17 protein-coding genes are annotated in these 24,883 nt (G+C 37.7%); 8 read left to right on the forward strand and 9 right to left on the reverse strand.

Annotated features, from left to right (window positions below; all coding sequences use genetic code 11):
- Nucleotides 1–50: 50 nt before the first annotated feature.
- Both MT391_RS08190 and rep read right to left on the reverse strand, forming a co-directional pair.
- A complete protein-coding gene (locus MT391_RS08190) occupies nt 51–782 on the reverse strand; it encodes a glutathione peroxidase (protein WP_166368907.1) in 732 nt (243 codons plus the stop codon).
- A 187-nt stretch (nt 783–969) separates the two neighbouring features.
- Nucleotides 970–2,979: a DNA helicase Rep gene (gene rep / locus MT391_RS08195; RefSeq protein WP_499497513.1), complete on the reverse strand. Its 2,010-nt coding sequence runs from the start codon at nt 2,977–2,979 to the stop codon at nt 970–972.
- A 368-nt stretch (nt 2,980–3,347) separates the two neighbouring features.
- Between rep and MT391_RS08200 the strand changes: the two genes are divergently transcribed.
- From MT391_RS08200 to MT391_RS08215, 4 genes are all read left to right on the forward strand, one after another.
- Nucleotides 3,348–3,929, forward strand: coding sequence for a TetR/AcrR family transcriptional regulator (locus MT391_RS08200; RefSeq protein WP_499497515.1), 582 nt, complete (start codon nt 3,348–3,350; stop codon nt 3,927–3,929).
- Between the two features lie 4 nt (nt 3,930–3,933).
- Nucleotides 3,934–5,055: an efflux RND transporter periplasmic adaptor subunit gene (locus tag MT391_RS08205; protein WP_499497517.1), complete on the forward strand. Its 1,122-nt coding sequence runs from the start codon at nt 3,934–3,936 to the stop codon at nt 5,053–5,055.
- A gap of 8 nt (nt 5,056–5,063) precedes the next feature.
- A complete protein-coding gene (locus MT391_RS08210; protein WP_499497519.1) occupies nt 5,064–8,150 on the forward strand; it encodes a multidrug efflux RND transporter permease subunit in 3,087 nt (1,028 codons plus the stop codon).
- Between the two features lie 388 nt (nt 8,151–8,538).
- Nucleotides 8,539–10,527, forward strand: coding sequence for a methyl-accepting chemotaxis protein (locus MT391_RS08215; RefSeq protein WP_499439470.1), 1,989 nt, complete (start codon nt 8,539–8,541; stop codon nt 10,525–10,527).
- A gap of 150 nt (nt 10,528–10,677) precedes the next feature.
- On the opposite strand, the gene pyrE is transcribed toward MT391_RS08215, so the two are convergent.
- The 7 genes from pyrE to typA form a co-directional block, all read right to left on the reverse strand.
- Complete coding sequence (gene pyrE, locus MT391_RS08220; protein WP_166368919.1) at nt 10,678–11,319, reverse strand: orotate phosphoribosyltransferase; 642 nt, start codon at nt 11,317–11,319, stop codon at nt 10,678–10,680.
- A gap of 3 nt (nt 11,320–11,322) precedes the next feature.
- Complete coding sequence (gene rph / locus MT391_RS08225) at nt 11,323–12,042, reverse strand: ribonuclease PH (RefSeq protein WP_028869270.1); 720 nt, start codon at nt 12,040–12,042, stop codon at nt 11,323–11,325.
- Between the two features lie 194 nt (nt 12,043–12,236).
- Complete coding sequence (locus MT391_RS08230) at nt 12,237–12,977, reverse strand: DUF481 domain-containing protein (protein ID WP_166368921.1); 741 nt, start codon at nt 12,975–12,977, stop codon at nt 12,237–12,239.
- 337 nt (nt 12,978–13,314) lie between these two features.
- Nucleotides 13,315–16,194: an insulinase family protein gene (locus MT391_RS08235; protein ID WP_499497521.1), complete on the reverse strand. Its 2,880-nt coding sequence runs from the start codon at nt 16,192–16,194 to the stop codon at nt 13,315–13,317.
- Nucleotides 16,195–16,328: 134 nt separating this feature from the next.
- Entirely contained in the window at nt 16,329–16,766 is a 438-nt protein-coding gene (gene dtd, locus MT391_RS08240; RefSeq protein WP_166368925.1) for a D-aminoacyl-tRNA deacylase, read from the reverse strand.
- Nucleotides 16,763–17,650 (reverse strand): virulence factor BrkB family protein, encoded by an 888-nt coding sequence (locus MT391_RS08245; protein WP_166368927.1) that lies wholly within the window; start codon nt 17,648–17,650, stop codon nt 16,763–16,765. The genes dtd and MT391_RS08245 overlap by 4 nt, the downstream gene beginning before the upstream one ends.
- Before the next feature lie 257 nt (nt 17,651–17,907).
- Nucleotides 17,908–19,731, reverse strand: a complete 1,824-nt coding sequence (gene typA / locus MT391_RS08250; protein WP_499497522.1) for a translational GTPase TypA — start codon at nt 19,729–19,731, stop codon at nt 17,908–17,910.
- A gap of 491 nt (nt 19,732–20,222) precedes the next feature.
- Between typA and glnA the strand changes: the two genes are divergently transcribed.
- From glnA to glnG, 4 genes are all read left to right on the forward strand, one after another.
- Nucleotides 20,223–21,641, forward strand: a complete 1,419-nt coding sequence (glnA, locus tag MT391_RS08255) for a glutamate--ammonia ligase (RefSeq protein WP_166368931.1) — start codon at nt 20,223–20,225, stop codon at nt 21,639–21,641.
- Between the two features lie 124 nt (nt 21,642–21,765).
- Nucleotides 21,766–22,305: a DUF4124 domain-containing protein gene (locus MT391_RS08260; protein ID WP_499497524.1), complete on the forward strand. Its 540-nt coding sequence runs from the start codon at nt 21,766–21,768 to the stop codon at nt 22,303–22,305.
- 11 nt (nt 22,306–22,316) lie between these two features.
- Nucleotides 22,317–23,378, forward strand: a complete 1,062-nt coding sequence (glnL, locus tag MT391_RS08265) for a nitrogen regulation protein NR(II) (protein WP_499439475.1) — start codon at nt 22,317–22,319, stop codon at nt 23,376–23,378.
- A 38-nt stretch (nt 23,379–23,416) separates the two neighbouring features.
- Entirely contained in the window at nt 23,417–24,817 is a 1,401-nt protein-coding gene (gene glnG / locus MT391_RS08270; protein ID WP_499497525.1) for a nitrogen regulation protein NR(I), read from the forward strand.
- The last annotated feature ends 66 nt before the right edge of the window (nt 24,818–24,883 follow it).

The following is a 24,883-nucleotide window of genomic DNA, read 5'->3' on the forward strand; positions in this document are numbered from 1 at the left end:
TCAAAGAACATACGCTTTTGATGATAATCGAGCAGTTAAAACTGTTCTAATTAGCTATTTGCGTAAGCGATAGCTGCTTCACTGTCACCAATATGTTTACCATCGGCAAAAATTTGTGGCACTGTAGTTTGCCCTGATACCGCTCTTAAGCTTACAGTCGTTGCATCTGTACCCAATACGATTTCTTCAAAGCCGATATTATTATCTTTCAGTGCAGCCTTCGCTTTTGCACAGAAAGGACAACCTGGCTTAGTAAAGATAGTTACCGCAGCTGGTGCTTTAGCATTTGGATTAATGTAGTTAAGCATTGTATCAGCGTCAGATACTTCAAACGGGTCACCCGGTTGGTTTGGTTCGATGAACATTTTTTCAATCACGCCATCTTTAACCAACATACTGTAACGCCAGCTACGCTTACCAAAACCAATATCACTTTTGTCAACTAGCATGCCCATACCTTCAGCAAATGCACCAGTACCATCTGGTACAACTGTAATATTTTCAGCTTCTTGGTCTGCAAGCCATGCGTTCATTACAAAAGTATCATTCACACTTAGACAAACAATATCGTCTACGCCATTCTTTTTAAATACACCCGCTAACTCGTTGTAACGTGGTAAATGTGTAGAAGAACATGTTGGAGTGAAGGCACCTGGCAATGCAAATACAACAACTGTTTTACCTTTGAATAATTGATCAGTTGAAACATTTACCCATTCATCACCTTGACGAGTTGGGAAAGTAACATTTGGTACGCTTTGACCTTCGATATTATCTAACATTTGTAGCTCCTAATAATTATCAATTGTAGTTTTAAGTTTGCTAACAAGCTGCTGCTTGCTGCGATGGAGTTATTATGCAAAATAAACGACAATAGTTAAAATCGTTTATTATTTGCAAAGTGATAGTTAAAACCTATTTAAAATAGTTTTTAACTATCAAATTTCATTTTTTTTATTATATAGACTATTAATCAAATAATGCTTTCAAACTCGCAATGCCTTTATCGGACAATTGCTTTTTTTGCTCATCAGTACGTTTTTTAGGGCCACTTTCCCATTCCACATCTTCCTGTGGTAATTCATTTAAAAAACGACTCGGTGTTGGTTTAATGACCTCACCATACTGACTTCGTTCCTTAGCTAGCGTAAAAGTTAATTCTTTTTGTGCTCGCGTGATACCGACATACGCTAAACGCCGTTCCTCTTCTACATTGTCTTCATCGATACTGACCTGATGAGGTAATAACCCTTCTTCCATACCAATCATATATACGTAAGGAAACTCTAACCCTTTAGATGCATGCAAGGTCATCAACTGCACTTGATCTAATTCTTCTTCACTTTCATTACGAGATAACATATCACGTAGAGTGAGACGTGCAACCACTTGCTCTAATGTCATCTCTTCATCAAGATCATCACCCTTGAGCATTTCAGTGACCCATTTGAATAATGTCGATACGTTTTTCATTTGCATCTCAGCAGCCTTCGGGCTTGGGCTACTTTCGTACAACCAGTCTTCGTAACCTATATCGCGAATTAAGTCGCGAACGACATCAATATCATCCTCTGTCTTCAAGCGATGATTTAATTCAACTAACCATCTTGTAAAAGCTTGTACAGACTGAAGCCCCTTGCCATTTAAGGTTTGCTCTAAACCAATTTCGAAGCTGGCAGCAAACATACTGATATGACGTAAATTAGCATAATTACCTAACTTTTCACGACTCACAGCACCAATGCCTCTGGGTGGTTTATTGACCACACGAATAAAGGCATTTTCATCATCATGATTAACTAGCAGCTTTAAATACGCCATGATGTCTTTCACTTCACTGCGCGCAAAAAAGGAGGTACCACCGCTTATTTTGTAAGGAATACGGTTTTCCATCATCACTTTTTCTAATAAACGACTTTGGTGATTACCACGGTACAATACGGCATAGTCTTTAAAGTTAGCGCCGTTCATAAATTTATGGCCCGACAGTTCCATCACCACACGTTCAGCCTCATGTTGTTCATTTTTAGCAAATAAAACTTTGATTGACTCTCCGTAGGCTAATTCGCTAAATAAGCGTTTATCAAATTCATGCGGATTATTAGCAATTAATACATTAGCCGCTTTTAACACCCGTTGGCTAGAGCGATAGTTTTGTTCTAGTTTAATCACTTTTAACTGTGGAAAATCTCGTTGCAGCAATACCAAGTTCTCTGGTCGAGCACCACGCCAAGAATAGATAGATTGATCATCATCCCCTACCACGGTGAAGCGAGCACGCTCACCCACCAAGGATTTAATTAATTCATACTGGCTAGTATTTGTATCTTGGTATTCATCCACTAATAAATAGCGAATTTTTTTCTGCCAACGTAAGCGCACCTCTTCTTTATGTTTCAACAATAAAGTCGGTAAAACAATAAGATCATCAAAGTCTAAGGCATTGTAAGCTTTTAGCTGACGTTGATATAAATCGTAGCAATGAGCAAAAATAACATCACGCTCACCTTTTGCTTGTTTAATCGCTTGAGGTGGCAATATTAATGCATTCTTCCAATTTGAGATTTGTGTCACTAACGCTTTTAAAAGGTCAGTATCTTCTTTGAGTTGTTTTTCAGTCAGTTCTTTTAATAAAGCGAACGTATCTTGATCATCAAACAAGGTGAAACCGGCTTTCATACCCAGAGTTTTCACTTCACGTTTAATAATTTCTAGGCCCAATGAATGGAAAGTAGACACCATCAATCCACGCGACTCTTTTCGTCCTAAGGTTTGACTAACGCGCTCTTTCATTTCTCGAGCCGCTTTATTAGTGAAAGTAACAGCCACAATATTTTTTGCATGGTAATCACAGTGCTGTACTAAATAAGCTATTTTATTGGTTATAACACGGGTTTTACCACTACCTGCACCGGCGAGTACCAAGCAAGGTCCCGAGATCATTTTCACTGCGGCATCTTGTCCAGGATTTAATTTCATGACATGTCCTAAAAAATAAAAAAACAGTTTGATTCTACTTATCTTTTAACTGAAAGCTAGTGCAACAAAGTAGCAGAGCATTAATTCAACACTTTAGAAGTTAATGTAACCATACTTTTATTTCAGATTGTTAGATTATAAGGTCAAAGGTAATTAACCACGAAGACACAAAGGAAAAGAAGATTAAAATAAATCCATTTATGATTAAGGTTTGTCTTTTCTTTTCAAACAGGATTATTCACGATATAAGAGATATAAAAAAAGTCTCTCTTATAACTCACAATAATATTTTAAATTATTTACAGTTTAAGATTGCAATCCACTATCATTAAACGATAATGAACGTTCATTCATTTTAAAGTGAACTCATGGATAAGCGAACTCAAATTTTAGTCGCTGTAGAAACAGTCTTAGCGCAGCGAGGATTTTATGCATTTTCAATGCAAAATTTAGCGAATACTGCGGGCGTTGCAGCGGGGACTATCTATCGCTACTTTGCTAGTAAAGAAGCGTTAATGAACGAACTACAAAAGTTCATTCGAGAAGAGTCAGCTAATAATGTGTTATTGGGCTGGAAAGATAGCTTAACTGATAAACAAAAATATGATCTCATTTGGCAAAATGCTTTTGACTGTGTACTAGCAAATCCAAGACGTCTTACTTTAATCGAAATGCTGCATTTTGTACCTAATATGGCTCAAGCTGAAATAGCAGCATTTGAGTATGATATTTTCAAACCAATTACTGATTTTTACCAACATGGCATTGATACAAAAAAATTCTTAGACTGGCAACTGTTTGCATTAATGGCAGCGAGTCTAGACTCCTCAATTTCTTTAGCAAAACAAGTAATTCAAGGGCGGCTCATACCTGATCAAAAACAATTAGATCAAGTACGAGATGCTTCATGGGCAATCATTCAAAACCCAAATTTTAATCAACAGGACTAACTCAATGAAAAAATGGATAGCTTCGGCAATCATCTTGGCAATACTCGTATTCGGCAGTGTCATTGGCTTTAACATGTTTAAGGCACAAAAAATTAAAGAGTTTCTTGCCTCTCGCCCTATTCCTGAGTTTCCAGTCACATCCACAACGGTTAAATTGGAAGATTGGACTCCTCATTTACGTGCGATTGGATTTATTGAGCCTATCCAAGGTGTAACGGTTGCCAATGAAGTGGCCGGTAAAGTGACTAAAATTAGCTTCACATCAGGTCAAAACCTACAAAAAGATGATCCTATCATCTACCTAAATAGCGAAGTAGAACAAGCTAACTTAAAAGCTGCAAAAGGTCGTATGCCCGCAGTTGAACGTAACTACAAACGAATGAAATCATTATCAACAAGAGGTTCTGTTTCACAGGGGCAAGTGGATGACGCTGAAGCTGAATTCCTTGCTTTACAGGGTGAAATAGAAAGTTATCAAGCAACTATCAGCCTTCGTACCGTTCGAGCACCTTTTTCCGGCATTGCAGGGTTACGTAATGTATTTTTAGGCCAATATCTTGCGAGTGGTACAGATATTGTGCGTTTAGAAAATATTAGTCGCATGCAAATGCGTTTTACTATTGCTCAAAATGACCTCAATAAAGTGCATATTGGTCAAGCAATGAATGTATTTGTTGATGCACGTCCTGATACTTCTTTTACCGGTGTGATTTCTGCTATTGAACCTGCCGTAAACTACCAAAGTGGTGTCATTCAAATACAAGCATCAATTCCAAATGATGAACAAATACTGCGTTCGGGTATGTTTGCTAAAGCGAATATCATTTTACCCACCGTTGAAAAGCAAATAATCATCCCTTCAACTGCCATTAATTACACACTTTACGGTGAAACTGTTTATGTCATAACAGAACAAACAACAGACGATGGAAAAACGTTCTTACAAGCGAAACAACAAATCGTAACACTAGGTAAAAGTAAAGAAGACAAAGTACATGTTTTAACGGGTTTAAAAGAAAACGATGTGATTGCAACTAGCGGTCAAGTTCGTTTAAGTAATGGCTCACGAGTTAAAATCGTTGAATCACAAGCCCTTAATACTCCCTCTGTTCTTCCAGCATTGTAGGTGATGGCATGAAATTTACAGATATTTTTATAAAGCGTCCCGTTTTAGCCATCTCGCTGAGTTTGCTTCTTGTGTTATTAGGTATTCAAGCACTGACTAAAATGCAGGTACGCGAATACCCAAATATGACCAATACTGTGGTTAAAGTAACCACCAGCTACTATGGCGCAAATGCAGACTTAATACAGGGCTTTATTACTCAACCTATTGAACAAGCTATTGCACAGGCCGATAATATCGATTTTATCAGCTCACAAAGTTTTATGGGTAGTTCCACTATTACAGTGAATATGAAACTTAATACTGAACCTAGTGGCGCTGTGGCGGATATTCTAGCAAAGGTAAACAGTGTAAGTTCACAACTACCTAGTGAAGCTGAAGATCCGACTATTGACGTCAGTACTGGCTCTACGACTTCAGTTATCTACATTGCTTTCTCAAGCGATCATTTAAACTCTAGTCAAATCACCGATTACCTAGAACGCGTTGTTAAGCCGCAATTATTTAGTATTAATGGTGTTGCTAAAGTTAATTTATATGGCGGTACTAAATTTGCTTTACGAATTTGGTTAGATCCTGAACGCATGGCCGGTTTTGGGTTAAGTACCGCTGATGTTGTGACCATCTTACAGGCTAATAATATTCAGTCGGCCTCTGGGCAGGCGATGGGTTATTTCACTCTATTTAACGGTAGCTCTGAAACTCAAGTTAAAAACGCAGCCGAGCTAGAAAACCTAATCATTGCAACACGTGAAAATGGAAAAACCATTCATTTACAAGATATAGCGCGCGTATCACTTGAAAAAAGTCACGATACTTACCGTGCAATGGCCAATGGCGATGATGCGGTAGTCGTTGCGATTGACGCTGCACCCACAGCAAACCCACTTGATATCACAGCAGATGTAAGGCTCATGTTACCGGCTTTAGATGCCAGCAACCCAAGCTCAATTAAAATGAAAGTTTTATATGACTCTACCATTGCCATCGAAGAATCAATTAATGAAGTAATAAAAACTATCGCTGAAGCAGGCTTAATTGTATTGATCGTAATGATCTTATTCTTAGGTTCTTGGCGTGCCGTTATCATTCCAATCATTACCATTCCGCTATCGCTAATTGGTGTTGCTGTTGTAATGCAACTATTTGGTTTTACCATCAATCTCATGACGCTATTAGCTATGGTATTAGCCATTGGTTTGGTGGTCGACGATGCGATTGTGGTAGTAGAAAATATTGACCGTCATATCAAAGCAGGTGAAGAACCTTTCCGTGCAGCAATTATTGGTACGCGTGAAATTGCGGTTCCGGTTATTTCTATGACTATTACATTAGCCGCAGTATATGCACCTATCGCTTTAATGGGTGGGATAACAGGTTCGTTATTTACTGAATTTGCTTTGACTTTGGCTGGCGCGGTATTTGTTTCGGGCATCGTGGCACTCACATTATCACCCATGATGTGTAGTAAAATGTTGAAAATTAATCATCAGCCAAATCGTTTTGAGCGTACTGTTGATTCTGTATTAACGGGGTTAACTAATAAATATAGCCGCGCATTAAACATCCTGATGTTGCGTCGCCCTGCTGTAATTATTTTTGCATTACTGGTTTTTGCTTCACTGCCAATGCTATTTAAATATATTCCTTCTGAACTAGCACCAACTGAAGATAAAGGTGCATTGATGATGATGTCTAAAGCACCCGCGAATGCGAATTTAGACTTTATTGAAAATAGTATGCGTTTAGTCACTGATATAATTTCAGATCAACCAGAGGTAGAGAGTAGCTTAGCCATGTCTGGTATTCCTAATGCTAACCAAGCATTTGGTATCGCTATCATGAAAACATGGAGTCAACGCGACAAGGATCCAAAACAACTTTCAGCGACCATGACACCTGCATTCAACGCTATTCCATCAATGGCGACAACGGCGTTTCAAATGCCTGAATTACCAGGTTCATCAGGTGGTTTACCAGTACAATTTGTAATAACAACGTCTAATCCATTCCAAAGTTTAGTGAGTATTGCCAGCGATGTATTAGCAGCAACACAAGCTAACTCTACTTTTGTTTACTCAGAGCTCGACCTTGCCTTTGACTCAGCGACGATGAATATTAGTATGGACCGTGATAAAGCTGGAGCCTACGGGATTACGATGCAGGATATTGGTATCACATTGGGCACCTTATTAAGTGATGGTTATTTAAATCGTATCGATTTAGATGGACGAAGCTATGAAGTGATTGCACAAGTTGAGCGTAAGTATCGTTTATCACCAGATAAACTAGGTGACTTTTTTGTTCGAGCACAAAATAATGACATGGTACCGTTAAGTGAGTTGATTAGTATTGATATCACGGCAGAACCGCGTTCTTTACCGCACTTTAATCAACTTAATAGTGCAACAATCGGTGCTGTATTAGCCCCTGGTAGCACTATGGGTGAAGCGATAGACTTCTTTGAAGAGTTATCGACCACTAAACTGCCGCAGGGTTATCGCCACGATTACCTCGGTGAAGCACGTCAGTTTGTAACTGAAGGCGGCGCTTTATATGTCACTTTCTTACTTGCTTTATTCATCATTTTCTTAGTACTTGCAAGTCAATTTGAAAGTATTCGAGACCCATTAGTGATTCTAATGACGGTTCCGTTAGCAATTAGTGGTGCGCTTGTTGTGCTTGCTTGGGGCGCCGCTACAATGAACATCTATACTCAGGTAGGTTTGATAACCTTAGTTGGCTTGATAACTAAACATGGTATTTTAATTGCTGAAGTCGCAAAAGAAGAGCAATTACACCATGGTTTAAATAAGATAGAGGCTGTAAAAACGGCCGCGGCTGTTCGTTTACGTCCTATTTTAATGACCACCGCCGCAATGGTAGCTGGATTGGTTCCACTTTTATTTGCAACCGGTGCAGGTGCAGTTAGCCGCTTCGGTATTGGTGTTGTAATTGTGGCCGGTTTATCGATCGGTACCTTATTTACGCTGTTTATTTTACCGGTAATTTATTCCTTCATTGCCAGCGAACATGAAAAGGTTCCTGAATTTGACGAAGAAAAAGCATTAAAGGTAAATGCGACCAAAGCTTAATCACTAATTAATAAATCAAACGATTACGTTTATTTATTCTTCAACGCCACTGATAATTTTTTCTCAGTGGCGTTTTTTATTACTTGGATTCAGATCATAAGTGCATAACTTGAATTAGTAGAAAAAGAATTGAGTTTAAGGCAATTATTGAGTCAAATGGTTGTTCGTTTTATAAAGTTCCTTACACGTTTCATACACATAAGTGATGTATTTTAACTAACAACATCAATCAACTATTTTATGAAATTATTACTATTAGTTAGCAAACCCCACCTACCTCTTTCTTGTTGTTATATTGTTATTATATTGTTATATTTTTTGACTGATATGTGGAAAAATTTACTTTTTACCCTACTGTTACTACATACTTTTTAAGCTAGGATAAAACATGCTCACTTTTATCAATAATATTTCAATTCGCGGTAAGCTTTTAGCCCTCACATTATTACCCCTAATGGGCTTTATCAGCTTTGCAGGTAGTAACTATATACAAGCCTACCAAGAAAAAGTAATGCTAGAGAAAATGTTAATACTTACAAATTCTGCAGCAGTAAGCTCGCTCTTGGTTCATGAACTACAAAAAGAACGTGGTGCCTCGGCTGGTTACCTATCTTCAAAAGGTGAAAAATTTCAAAAAGCAATCGAACAGCATCGTCAAACCACGGATCAAAAAAATAAAGACTTACAAGCTTTTATAACTTCAGCATCACTTACACCACAATTAACGACTCTCTTTACCAAAGTGAACCAACAATTAGATAAACTACCTAGTTTACGCCAACAGGTTGATAACTTATCTATCAGCGTTAGCGATGAAGTCGCTTTCTATTCAAACCTGAATGCGCTACTGCTATCCATTATCAATAACACAGCCAATGAAAATCAAAGTTCGAAACTGGCTATATCAGCGGTTACGGTTGGTAGTTTTTTACAACATAAAGAACGTGCGGGTATCGAACGGGCAGTACTCAGTAACGTTTTCTCTATCGATCGCTTTACCCCTGCATTATTACAAAAATTTATTAGTTTATTAGCTGAGCAGGCAGTTTATCTCGATAAATTCAAAGCACATGCAACAAAAGAACAGTTCGCTATTTACCAAAAAAATCTCACAGAGCAAGCTTTAAACAATGTAAAAGACTATGAAAACCTTGCACTAGATAACCTTGATAAAGGTACCTTTAAGACTGACCCAAAGGTTTGGTTTGATACGATCACTCAAAAAATAAACTTATTAAAAGCTGTCGAAGTAGCACTACTTGATAATTTACGTGAAAATAATCAACAACTTATATCAGAGAAAGAAACTTACTTAATTTCACTTACGATCATTATTTTAATTTCATTTGCACTGATACTGTTATTGTCTTTTTATATTGCTAACCAATTACATAAAGGCATCCATGAAATCACTAGTAAACTAATCAGTATTACAACAGATAATGACCTCACCCTGCGTATCGACGTTAATAGTAAAGATGAATTAGGCGATATCAGCTCAACAATCAACAAGTTGGTTGAACATCTGCAAGGGCTGGTCAATAAGATTCAACATACCTCTAATGCACTCAAGAATAATTTAGCTGAAAACATTAAAAACAATCATATTATTGAAGGAAAAATAAATAGTGGTACCGAGCAAGTAACACAAGTTGTTACTGCCACCACTGAAATGAACAGTACCGTTAATGATATTGCGCGTAATGCAATACATGCTTCAACTGAAACAGAAAAAGCCAATACACAGAGCCAACATGGTAATCATGAAGTTGAAGAAACGATTGAAAATATCAGTAACTTATCCATCGAGTTACGTAATGCATCAGCGGTGATCGACAAGTTAAATGGCTCTGTTATCAACATTGGAAAATTCTTAAGTGTAATTAATGAGGTTTCAGAGAAAACAAACCTATTAGCTCTCAACGCTGCAATTGAAGCTGCACGAGCAGGTGATTATGGAAGAGGCTTCTCAGTGGTTGCCGATGAAGTACGTAGTTTGGCCTTACAAACAAAAGAATCCACCAATGAGATAGAGATGATGATCACAGAGCTGCAATCAAGCTCTAAGGATGCACAAAAGGCAATGAGTAACGGTATCGACATGGTTAATAAAAGTGTTGATGATGCTAAGCAAGCAGGACAGGATATCTTACTGATCACTCATAGCATTCAAGAAATTAGCCAAATGAATGAGCAAATAGCAACTGCAGCTGAGGAACAAAGTAGTGTTACAGAAGAGATAAACCGCAATATGTTACATATACAAGATGGTTATACTGAAATGCAGTTAAGCTATGGCAACATTGATAAATGCAGTGAGATGGTCGACTCATTAGCCACTGAGCTAGAGAAAATAGTGAATCAATTTAAGATTTAGCATTTAATATTTAACATTTAACATTTACGACAGATAAGATAGAAAAGGGGCTAAACAAAAATAAAGGCAGGGTAATTGATTACCTTGCCTTTATTTTTAGTGTTTTTTCTAGATATGAATCAATAACTAAGCTAATAACTAAGCTAAGAATTAAATACCATATTTAACACGGTAAGCTTGTACAGATTGTAAGTGTTGTTGCATTTCAGGCAAGGTTTCAAGGTAGTTCACCACATCCGCAAGTTGTACAATTGAAATCACTTTTGCATCATAATCACGCTCAACCTCTTGAATTGCTGATAACTCAGCTTTGCCTTTTTCTTGACGATCCAATGCAATTAACACCCCTGCTAGTTGCGCGTGATTGGCATTAATAATGTCCATTGACTCGCGAATAGCAGTCCCGGCAGTGATCACATCATCCACCAACATAATCTTACCGGATAACTCAGAACCAACTAAACTACCGCCTTCTCCATGTGTTTTTGCTTCTTTACGATTAAAACAATAAGGAATATCTAAATCATAATCATTAGATAAGGCAACCGCCGTTGTTGTCGCGATTGGGATCCCTTTGTAAGCAGGTCCAAATAATAGATCATAAGCAATGCCAGAGTCTTGTAATGCAGCGGCATAAAAACGCCCTAAACGCGCAAGATCTCGGCCTGTATTGAATAAACCTGCATTAAAGAAATACGGACTAATACGCCCAGATTTTAGGGTAAATTCACCAAATTTTAGTACTTGTTTCTCAATTGCAAATTCAATAAATTCTTTTTGATAATCTTTCATTTTCTACTCCATGTTTAATGCTTGTTTTTGTTCCATCACTAATTGTTCAATACCGCCTTTAGCTAAGCTTAACATAGCTAATAACTGTTCATGACTAAATGCACCATCTTCAGCAGTACCTTGAATTTCTATCATGCCACCGGTTTCTGTCATCACAACATTCATATCAGTTTCTGCATTAGTATCTTCCGCATAATCTAAATCACATACGGGTAAACCCTTATAAATACCAACAGAGATTGCTGCTATCATCTGTTTTAACGGGCTTTTTTTCAGCTTACCTTGAGCAACCATCCAATTAAGTGCGTCAGCTAAAGCAATACAAGCCCCTGTAATTGAAGCGGTACGAGTTCCACCATCGGCCTGAATAACATCACAATCAACGGTGATCATGTTTTCTCCCAAAGCTTTTAAGTTTACTGCTGCTCGTAGAGAACGTGCAATTAAACGTTGTATCTCTAATGTACGACCAGCTTGCTTTCCCTGCGCAGCTTCACGATTATTACGGTTATGTGTCGCACGTGGCAACATAGCATATTCAGCGGTCACCCAGCCCTTACCTTTACCTTTTAAAAAGCGCGGTACAGAACTTGAAACAGTCGCATTACATAACACCTTAGTATTACCTACTTCAATTAGCACTGAGCCTTCCGCATAATTGGTATAGTGACGCGTAATTTTGATGTCACGATGTTGCTCGGGTGCTCGATTACTTGGGCGCATAGATAAAAACCTTATGGATGAAATGAACGCAGAGTATACCCGTTCTATAACAAGGAAAAAACGTCAGCTATAAGAAAAATAAAAGGAAAAATAATAATAGAGGTGCTAATAATTGCAGAAAAAAAGCCTATAAAAAGAGAAAGCTAGCAATGCTAACCTCTCAATTAAAATTCATTAAAATGGTGATGTGGCTGTTAGAATGCGTACAATAATGTCATATTCGTTTCAGTATCAGTACTCTTTTTATCATCCAACGGTTTGCTGTTATAACGAACAATAATGGCAAACTTCATTGCTAATGCACCAATAATATTAGCGGTTAATGAAGTATCTGAACGCCCTTTTATTTTACTTCCCCAGTCAGCAACAAATTTTTGTTGGAATTTAGAAGAATTACTAATTTTCATTTGAAAATCAACTACACCATGTGCAACAGCATTTGCTTCACTATCATGCCCTTCCTCCAATGCTGACTCGCGATCAAGTTTTTGGTAAATATAACCAGGACCTAATTCTGCTTTCAAAGTCATGGTATTGTTATCAATAAAGCGATATCCGTAACCAACTGCAGTAGTTGAAGTAAAATCATAGCCAGTAAAAGGGTCAACTTCATAATTGCTACTAGCAAATAAATAACTCACGTCATCAAGTTGATAACCACCTTGCGCACCCAATAAATAACGTTTTGCCGTTACTTCGTCTTCGTCTTCTTTGTATAACCCTTCAAATAGATAATCATTTTCCCAGTTTCCTAATTCTTGCTTCAACGCTAGACGACCTTTAAACGAAGCAGTATCCGTATTACCCGTAGTCAAAGTTGCACCTAATTCAGCTTCCCCAGCAAGCGTTGCATCACCTTCAACAAACTCACTTCGAGCTTGTGCGGCAAATGGTATCGTTATAGTGATGGCTGCAGTAAGTAGCAATTTTTTCATTTTTCTATCCTTCTTTGTCATTTATTTATTTTTCGTTTAATTTAATTACTCTCGACTCGGTATCACAATATCAATTCGCACTGTAAAGTTTCAAGTTCAACTTGTTGATATAAATAACTTTAATTATCTCTAACCGATATCCCTAGTCGAGGTTAAGTCATATTGAGAGGCGGACTTTAACAATTGATCTGCACTATTTATAAATCCAACATGTGAATAGGTTTAGCAGAGAATTAAAGGCAACAGAGCCCGTATCAAATACGTTGTATGTGGGGAAGAAGATCTGTAAAAAAATAAAAAGCATCAATAACTAACGATCGATGCTTTTTATGAATTTTTATTGCTTAGGGAGTTGATCTACATTAGTGATCAGTACTTGCGGTGTTAAGTCTAACGCTTTATCTTGACTGAATTTTTTACCTTTTATCTGTACCACAATTTGTTGTGTTTGTGCCTCATCAAAGAATAAATCAGCATAATATTGTTGTACTTGTTGTAATGTCACTGACTCCAACATAGCAACATGTAAGCGTTTTGTATCAATAGCTTCTTTATTGCTCATCCATTCATTAATAAGATAAGAAAACTCTCCACTTAAATTACTTGGTTTAGCTAAGTAGTTAGCTATATGCGCTTTTTTAATGTCCTCAAAGTCACTTTCGTCCGTTGCAGCTAACGTTGTTTTAAAGCTTTCTAAAAAGGCCTTAAAACGTTCATATAAAGCGGCACTTCCAATCGCTGGACTTTGTGTGAACAACCCAAAAGCAACACTATCATTCACTTCGAAACTGGCAGTAAAGGGTGAGTACGTCAACTGCTCTTGAGTTCGAATTTGGTCATAAAAAGCAGGTTTAAGTAGTTTATTCAATAACTCTGCTTTTGCTAATGAAGTAGGATCTTGGTTTTTTGCTAAATACACACTAACCAAGGCATCATCTTCTAATGCAGACTCTCGTATAAAGTTTAATGCTCCTTTTTCAGGATCTGCATTAACACGTTTGATTTGATAAAAAGCATTAGGCTGAATTTTTATTTTCAGCTTCAATTTTGCTGTCAATTGCAATACATCTAATGTTGAAAAATTACCTAGGGCTAATAAACGCACACTAGATTGAGAAAACATTTGTTTAGCTAAAGTAACTAGTTGCTCGCTGGTTACTGTATCGATTTGAGATAATAGAGTCTGGTCAGACCAAGATGGTTGACGAATAATTTTTCTAAATCCATCTAAGCCCAAGTCCATTGCCTTTGTTTTAGATTTATTATTGAAACGACGTGTCAGCTCTTGTTTTGCAAGACGCAGAGATTGCTGATCAACTGACATCTCTTTAATATGATCTAATAACATCAGTAATAATTTAATTTGTTTGTCGCTATAACCACTGGTAGTAATCAATAAACCTTCATTACTACTAATGGAAAAGCTTAAGCCAGCTTCTTGCGTAACAAAACTCAATTCAGAGAGCTGTTTCTGCAAAATATTTAACAATAAACTCATTTCTACTCTGGCTTGAGGACTTTGATCATTCAGGTTGTTATTGAGTTGTAGGTTTAAAATGCCTTTTGGCTCTTTTAATTGGCTTTGCTTAAACCACACCGATAAACCCGACTCCTTCACTAGTGCTATCGCTTGATTATTACTTTGTTCGTTAACTAAACTTAAATTTTCAGGTAACCAATCATTGCTAATCGGTAATATCATTTTTGATTGAATTTTTTTCGCTGAGGTTAACCATTGCTGCAAACGCGATTTTTTTATCTTCGCCTGTGCATACTGACCTTGGTAGAAAGGGATCGGTGTGTTAACAATTGCATTCGGTGACATGACAAAAATACGACTATTTTCTGGCGTTAAGTAGTCTACTAATTGCTTAATGAATTTAGGATTGAATCCATCTAAACGAAACGAATAAGAAAGTAAATCTTGCAATGGATAGTGCTGCATATTAGCAGACAGAGACATTACGTAATTAAAACCAGCCCTTTTTGGCAAAAATTTAAAGTAATTATCTAAGCTCTTTTTCTGCTCTGAATATTGTAATTCATTGATCCCCTGTTCTTTGATCAGGTTGATATAAGCAAATAAACTCGCCAGCACAATATCTTGATCCTGAAGACCTTTTTCCGTAAGTTTAAAGCTCATAGTAAACTGAGAATACTGCTCACTATGGCCTGCATAGAAACCTGCGCTCACCGACTCTACTAAACCAATATTTTTTAAATAGTCCGATAAACCACCCTTATGATCAGAACCCAATAATCGGCTAATATAACCACCAGGTTGATACATATATTCATCTTTCACACTCGGTACTAAAAAGTTAACTTGTAACAATTTCAGATCCGCAGTTGGTTTCATTTGCACTTCTAACGCTAATTGCTTATCTGTTAATAAAGGTGTGATCAGTACAGGTTTAGTTACATTGTTATTAGGAATTTGAGTTAAATATTTAACCGCAATTTTCTGCATATTAGCTAATGAACGCGGGCTAGTCATTGCCACTTTCATGGTATTAGCAGAATAATTTTGCTTAAAAAACAGCTCTAGTTCTTGTTGTAAATTACTACCTGGTTTATCGCTAAGGGTACTCAAATCACCAGTACTAAAACGCGCCATGGGATGTTCAGGGTTTAATGAATAACGCTGTAACGCATACAACTTTCTCATGTCGTTATCAAAATAGGTTTTATGCTCTGCATTAACCGTATGACGCTCTTTTTCAGCATATTTTTCATCAAGCAGTGGAGCACGCATAACATCACCTAGCCTGTCTAATGCCTCTGGCAATGCACTATCATTAACCTCAAAACCATACACAGTTGCATCCTGTGCGGTATAAGCGTTGGTATAGCCTCCATTTTGGCTCATAAACTTGCTGTACTCATTAATCACCGGATATTTTTCAGAGCCGAGGAACAGCATATGCTCTAAATAATGTGCTAAACCAAGCTGATTCTCTGGGTTATGCATACTGCCAATTGGCACTGATAAAGATGCAGCACTGTTTTCCAAATCAGGATCAGAAATCAGTAATACTTGTAATTGATTGGCCAGACGAATCACTTGATATTGGCGCGTATCATTGGGACTTTTAGTAATGGACTGTTCGAGCACCTCAAATGAATTCATATTATTCTCAGCGGCTTGCGCTTGTAAGGAAGTTAAAAAAGTACAGATCAATAAAGATATAAATCGGATAAATATTTTGCTTATCATTAACAACTCTCTTTATAGCGACAACTCTAGCTGGAACCCTATAGACATAACAGAGCGTATATAGTTTCAAGTAGATACCATTCGCACCATTACTCCAGCACAAAAGTCATGCCTAAATTATGTTTAAATATCGACTAAATTTGTAGCCAAAACGTGGTGGGACCATCATTAGTGGAGGTCACTTGCATATCAGCGGCAAAAATACCATTTTCAACATGGCAGCCCAATTCGGTGCATTGTTGACTAAACAGCTGATATAAACGATCCGCTTCTTCAGGTTCTGCACCGTTGGTGAATCCAGGTCGATTACCTTTTTTTGTTTCTGCCGCTAACGTAAACTGTGAAATAACTAATAAATCCCCCTTCGCTTGTTGCACGTTAAGATTCATTTTTCCATTAGCATCAGCAAAAATACGATACGCTAAAACCTTTTGAGCTAAGCGCAGACATTGTTTATCGGTGTCACCCTTTTCTACTCCTAAAAGTACTAATAAACCGCTTTTAATTGCACCTACCGTTTGTCCTTCAACGGTCACCGACGCGTTAGTAACACGTTGAATCATTGCAATCATTGTTCATTCTCCGCTAATGTTTTGTCTGTTTCTTGCATCTCTTTTTCAGATACAGATAAAAATTCTTCTAGGGTAGAGGTCACTTCTGCACCAATCAATACAATCAACCAACTAAAATAGATCCAAACAAACATGATCGGGATAACCGCTAATGCACCATAAATAATTTGCTGTGAAGGAAAATTAGTGATGTATAAAGTAAATAGATCCGTTGCAAAATTAAATAATAAGGCAGCGATCAGGCCACCCGTTAGTGCATAACGAAAGCTGACACGTTGATGCGGCACTAATGTATATACACCGGCAAATGCTAACCAAGAAAAAACAAAAGGGATAATGCTTAAAATTTGTTGTCCAAGCGATAAAAAACCACCGGTTTGAACAATAGAAAAGAGGTAAGAACTGAGGGCAATGCTGCCACCAATAATAATTGGACCTAAACTTAAAATAGTCCAATAAATAGTAAAGGCCTGCACTACTGATCGTTTGTTAGTACAACGCCAAATACGATTGATAGTTTGATCTATCGTTGAGATCAATAACAAGGCAATCACAATTAATGACGCGATCCCCATCATGCTCATTTTTTTAGTATTTTCAATAAATCCGGTCATATGCTCTTTGACTGCATTACCTGCTGTTGGCACAAAATTATTATAGATAAGATCTTCAATAATTTTATTCAACTCCGAAAACATCGGGAAGGCCGACAGCATATAAAATATAACCGCCAGAAAAGGCACAATAGATAAAAGAGTAACGTAAGCAAGATGGCCGGCAGGGACTTTAATATTATCTTCTTGGCTGCGCTTCCATAAAAAAATACTGTAGCTGTAAACCAATTTGACTTTCTGTACTAATACTTGCTTTTGTAATGGCAACATAGTTTTCCTAGATGAGTTTTAAGCAATGGGAAAAACAGCTTTAGATTCTATGGACTGCATAATGTATTTAACCTCAGTTCTGGACAGCCAAAAATATAAGCTTATGATTTTAAATTTGATTTTTCTTTCATTAACCAGAATTGAGGTTATTTAATATTAAAGAGTCGATATCGCTTAACTACAAATTGTAAACAAAAAAAAGGCCTTACGATAGTAAGACCTTAATATTAGGTTTTTTAGTCGTTTAAGTAAACGAATTAACCTTTAGTTGGACGTGCAGCACGTTTACGCTCATTCTCACCCAGTAATTTCTTACGGATACGAATGCTTAATGGCGTTACTTCTACTAACTCATCAACATCGATAAACTCAAGCGCTTGCTCAAGTGTCAAGATGATTGCAGGTGAAAGTGTTTGTGCTTCATCAGTACCTGAAGAACGAACGTTAGTAAGCTGTTTACCACGAATACAGTTAACTGTTAAATCATTTGAACGGTTATGAATACCGATGATTTGACCTTCATAAACTTCAGTAGCGTGACCTAGGAATAAACGACCACGATCTTGTAAGAAGAATAATGAGTAAGTAACCGCTTTACCAGTTTGATTACAAACCATTACACCATTTTGGCGTTGACCAATTGTACCGCCTTTGTGCGGACCGTAATGGTCGAAGCTATGGTATAAAAGACCAGAACCAGATGTAATTGTCATGAATTCAGTTTGGAAACCGATTAAACCACGACTTGGGATCATAAAGTCTAAACGTACACGGCCTTTACCATCAGGGATCATATTAGTTAGTTCCGCTTTACGGATACCTAATTGTTCCATGATTGAACCTTGATGTTGCTCTTCACAGTCAACTGTCAATGTTTCCATTGGCTCATGTAACTGACCATCGATCATTTTTTCAATAACTTCTGGACGAGATACTGCTAGCTCAAAACCTTCACGACGCATGTTTTCAATTAAGATACCTAAATGTAGCTCACCACGACCAGATACTTTGAATTTATCAGGATCGGCAGTTTCTTCTACTTTTAACGCAACGTTATGTACAAGCTCTTTATTCAAACGGTCAAGGATGTTACGTGATGTAACGAATTTACCTTCTTTACCACAGAATGGAGAGTTGTTTACTTGGAAAGTCATTGTTACCGTTGGTTCATCAACAGTTAATGGCGTCATCGCTTCAACATTATTTTGTGCACAGATAGTGTCAGAGATTTTAAGCTCGCCTAGACCACTGATTGCAATAATGTCGCCAGCTTCACCATATTCAATATCATGACGTTCTAGACCTAAGTAACCTAATACTTGACCTACTTTGCCTTTACGTTCTTTGCCGTCAGCACCAATGATAGTTACCGCTTGGTTTACTTTAACATGACCACGTGTAATACGACCAACACCGATAACACCTACGTAAGAGTTGTAATCAAGTTGAGATATTTGCATTTGGAAGTCGCCATCGCGGTCAGCTTCTGGTGGAGCAACAGTATCAACGATAGTTTGGAATAAATCTTCCATGTTATCTTTTTTAGTGTCCATATCAGTACTTGCCCAACCGTTTAATGCAGAAGCATAAACAACTTGGAAGTCTAATTGCTCATCAGTAGCACCTAGGTTATCAAACAAATCAAATACTTGATCCATTACCCATTCAGGACGTGCACCAGGCTTATCGATTTTATTAATAACAACAATTGGTTTTAAACCATGAGCAAATGCTTTTTGTGTTACGAAGCGAGTTTGTGGCATAGGACCATCAACAGCATCAACGATCAAACAAACACTGTCTACCATAGATAGAATACGTTCTACTTCACCACCGAAATCGGCATGCCCAGGAGTATCTACGATATTGATATGGTAATCGTTCCATACAATCGCTGTATTTTTTGCAAGAATGGTAATACCACGTTCTTTTTCAAGATCGTTAGAATCCATTACACGTTCTTCATTATCACCACGTGAATCCAAAGTACCAGATTGCTCTAACAGTTTATCAACCAATGTTGTTTTACCATGGTCAACGTGAGCAATGATGGCTATATTTCTTAATTTATCTAACGACATGATGTGCCTCAAAAATAACTACTATAAAAATACCAATTAAATAAAAATAGATTATCCACTTTTATTTAATTGGTATGAAAAAATTTAGGCTATGAAAACACTTAAAGTGAGATAGCCAAATGTGCGCACATTGTAAACATAATTTCAAAAATAGAAAGTTTTAAGTCGGTCACAGTTAGCTTAAATGCTGAAAAGTTTAAAAAATGCAAGCAACTGAGCACTCAAACACAAAACGCACCAAAAAAGATCTGCACAGCACCATATTGGTGCACAAGATCACATTATATGGGCTGTAGCAGCAGAAAAAGCGAGGTATAATGGGCTTTGCCAAGTTGGCATAGTTTTAGCTACTTGTATCAGCATAAGTTTAGAAGTATAAATACTAGTTCAGAATTACGATAAATCGATTTTCATACATTTATGGATTTTCATACATTTATGAATAACGATTTGTTTTTTAAACATTTCGATGTCAAATGAGGTTCTACAACATGTCTGCACAAACAATTCAAGACGTTCTAGCTCTTATTAAAGAGCAAGACGTAAAATTCGTTGATTTACGCTTTACTGATACACATGGTAAAGAGCAACACGTCTCTATTCCGCATCACCAAGTAAACGAAGACTTTTTCGAAGAAGGTAAAATGTTCGATGGTTCTTCAATCGCTGGCTGGAAAGGGATTCAAGATTCAGACATGGTATTAATGCCTGTACCTTCAACGGCTGTACTTGACCCATTTACTGACGATGCAACATTAAACTTACGTTGTGACGTACTAGAGCCAAAAACAATGTTAGGTTACGACCGTGACCCACGTTCTGTTGCTAAGCGTGCTGAAGCTTACATGCGTTCAACAGGTATTGCTGATACTGTTTTATTTGGTCCAGAACCAGAATTCTTCCTATTTGACGACGTTAAATACGGTAATACAATGCAAGGTGCTTTTTTCTCGATTGATGCTAAAGAAGCGGCTTGGAACTCAGGTACTTCATATGAAGAAGGCAACACCGGTCACCGTCCAGGTGTTAAAGGTGGTTACTTCCCAGTAGCACCAGTTGATTCATCTCAAAACATCCGTTCTGCTATGTGTTTAATCATGGAAGAAATGGGTTTAGTTGTTGAAGCTCATCACCACGAAGTAGCAACAGCGGGTCAAAACGAAATCGCATGTCGTTTCAACACAATGGTTGAAAAAGCAGATGAAATCCAAATTTACAAGTACGTTGTACATAACGTTGCTCACGCATACGGCCAAACAGCTACATTTATGCCTAAACCAATTATTGGCGATAACGGTTCTGGTAATCACTGTCACCAATCTTTAGGTAAAGATGGTGTTAACTTGTTCTCTGGTGATCAATACGGCGGCCTTTCTGAAATGGCGCTTTATTACATCGGCGGTATTATCAAGCATGCTAAAGCACTTAATGCATTCACTAATGCATCAACTAACTCTTACAAACGCTTAGTGCCACACTTTGAAGCGCCAGTAATGCTTGCATACTCTGCAGGTAACCGTTCTGCGTCTATTCGTATTCCAATTGTACCGACTGCACGTGCAGCGCGTATCGAAGTACGTTTCCCAGATCCAACAATGAATCCTTACTTAGGTTTCTCTGCAATGTTAATGGCTGGCCTTGACGGTATTAAAAATAAGATACACCCTGGTGATTCTCTAGATAAAGATCTATACGACCTACCTAAAGAAGAAGCTGATGCAATCCCACAGGTTGCAGTATCTTTTGAAGAAGCACTTGCTGCACTAGATGCTGACCGTGACTTCCTTGTTGAAGGTGGCGTATTCTCAAATGAAGCAATTGATGCATACATTGGTTTGAAAACAGCTCAATGTGAAGCCGTTTCTCGCGCTACGCATCCAAAAGAGTTTGAATTATACTACAGCGTATAAGAGAGCTTTTATAAAGCATGATTCAGTTCATGCTTTAAATCAGAAAACCCGTCTTTGCGCGGGTTTTTTTGTCTATATCCTTTATATAAGCAACAAATAAGTTGTCCACGATATGAGGTTTTTGATGATTAAAGTTCCCATGCTTTTGTTGATCCCGTTGTTTGTCATGTCAGTATCATCATTACAGGCAGAAACAACCATTTATCATTGGGTTGATAAACATGGAAAAAGTCATTTCTCAGACACTGCAGAGCCGGGCACAGAACAGATTATTGTCGAAAATAAAAATTTAATGCCGGTTAATACTAACCAACCAACAATAAAAAAATTATCGGAAGTTAATGACTTAAGTCTAGATAGGAAAAAAGCAATAAACTATCAAGCAGAAATTATTTCACCTCAAGATGATATGGCGATACGCAGTAACGATGGCGCATTAGATATTCACGTTAAAACAACACCTGAAAAAGAAAGCTCCCAACGTTTACAGTTATTTTTAGATGCAGAGCCCTTAGGCACACCTCAATTGTCGCCAACGATGCGAGCATTTAATGTGGACCGTGGTACGCATCAAGTACAAGTTCATTTGTTGGATGAAACAGGTAAAACCTTAGCTAAAACGCAAATTGTGACTATTCACTTAAAACGTGCAGCACTTAAATAGAACTTAAAAATATGCAGAATGAACCCAGTAACAAACTTATTTTTACCTTTCTTGAAGAAGCTAAAACCGCGTTTGTAGGATTAGATGCTTCATTAAAATTGATTTACGCTAACCCTGCGAGTGAGCAATTATTGTCGCAAAGCAAACAACGCTTATACGCACAAAGCCTGTATTCACTGGCTGAACAGTTCCATTTTAGCCCAGTTTCTATTGCCAACCTATTACATGAACAAGCTTCTTTTACTGAAAATGAAGTCACCTTATTCATTGATGGGCACTCTTTATTAATTGATTTAAGTGCTAGTTACGTGAGCGTTAAATCAGATTGTTATATTATTTTGGAGATGCGTTGTATTGAGCAGCAAAAACGCATCAGTCAGGTGCATTATCAAGAGCACCAACAAAAAGCAGCACAGGAATTAGTCAGAGGTTTAGCCCACGAGATAAAAAACCCTTTAGGCGGTTTACGCGGTGCGGCACAACTGTTGGAAGCTGAATTACCAGATCCAGAGTTAAAAGAGTTTACCCAAATAATTATTGAACAAGCTGATCGCTTAAGCGCCCTAGTAAACCGTTTATTAGGCCCACAAAAATTAGGCACAAAGGGTATCCATAATATTCATTCTGTTTTAGAAACAGTTAGAAAGTTGGTGTGTTTAGATTTACCTAAAAATATCACTATTCATATTGATTATGATCCCAGTATTCCCGATTTTGAGATGCAACCAGACCAATTACAGCAAGCCTTTTTAAATATCATTCAAAATGCCGTACAAGCCTTACAAAATCAGCCCGAAGAACACCGTATTACAGTGCGCACTCGTGCAGCGAATCAAATTACTATTAATGGTTTACCGCAGCGTTTAGCTACTGAAATAAAAATTATTGATACCGGTCCTGGCATACCTGAACACCTCAAGAGCACATTATTTTATCCGATGGTGACGGGCCGCAAAGATGGCACAGGTCTAGGTTTATCTATCGCACAGGAATTGATTAAACAACATCATGGACGTATTGAATTTAGTAGTTGCAAGGGTAAAACAGAGTTTTCTGTTTATTTACCAATTTAACTTCCATCTATGCATAAAAATATAAATAAGGAACTAAAATGGCCGCTTGGATTGTAGATGATGACCATGCCATTCGCTGGGTATTAGAACGCACATTAAAAGCTGAAAACATCGAGCATGCGAGTTTTCCTGACGCTGAGTGCCTATGGCAACAACTGCTCATTGAACAACCTGAAATAATTATTTCTGACGTGCGTATGCCAGGGATTGATGGATTAGAGCTGATGCAAAAGATTCATCAACGCTACCCATTAATTCCGATCATTATTATGACTGCACATTCAGATTTAGATAGCGCAGTAAATGCTTACCAAAGTGGTGCCTTTGAATACCTACCTAAACCCTTTGATATCCATGAAGCAACCGCATTAATTAAACGCGCAATCAACCACAGTAAAGAATTAAAACAACAGAAAAAGCCTAATACTCAACCTATTTCGACTCCTGAAATTATTGGTGAAGCACCTGCTATGCAAGAGGTTTTCCGTGTTATAGGGCGTTTATCTCGCTCCAGCATGAGTGTATTAATCAATGGTCAATCGGGTACAGGTAAAGAATTAGTAGCTCAAGCCCTGCATAAGCATAGCCCACGTAAAAACGAGACATTTATTGCACTCAATATGGCGGCGATCCCTAAAGAGTTGATTGAAGCAGAGTTATTTGGCCATGAAAAAGGCGCTTTTACAGGTGCAGCAGCTAATCGCCAAGGGCGATTTGAACAGGCCGATGGCGGGACCCTCTTCTTAGATGAAATTGGCGATATGCCTTTAGATGTTCAAACTCGTTTGCTACGTGTACTCGCTGATGGTCAGTTCTATCGTGTCGGTGGCCACCAAGCAATCAAGGTAGATGTTCGAATTATTGCAGCTACGCATCAAAATTTAGAGAAAAAAGTGCAAAGCGGAGATTTCCGAGAAGATTTATTTCACCGTTTGAATGTAATACGCTTGCAACTTCCCGCACTAAGGGAGCGTCGCGAAGATATTCCATTACTTGCAAATCATTTTCTACATAATATAGCTAATGAGTTGACTGTTGAAAGTAAGCAGCTTACTAAGGCTACACTGACTTACCTAAGTGAACTACCTTGGCCCGGCAATGTCCGTCAATTAGAGAATATTTGTCGCTGGTTAACGGTAATGGCTAGTGGACAAGAGGTCCATATTAGTGATTTGCCTCCTGAATTAGGCAATCAAGATATTCCTGATCAAGATGGTGAGCCGGTGATATGGCAAGAAAGCCTGAAAAAATGGGCAGATACACAATTAAGGAATGGCGAAACCAATATATTAGGGCAATTATTACCTGAGTTTGAAAAGATAATGTTACAAAGCGCACTAAAACATACACAGGGCAAAAAACATGAGGCAGCTAAGCTGCTAGGATGGGGGCGTAATACCTTAACTCGTAAATTAAAAGAGTTAAATTTATCAGATTAACAACATAACCAAGGTAAACTGATCGCCACACTGTTAAAAATTAACAAATTTGTGACCTAACTATCC

Source organism: Vibrio sp. 1-Bac 57, from assembly GCF_037546855.1.
GTDB lineage: Bacteria > Pseudomonadota > Gammaproteobacteria > Enterobacterales > Psychromonadaceae > Psychromonas.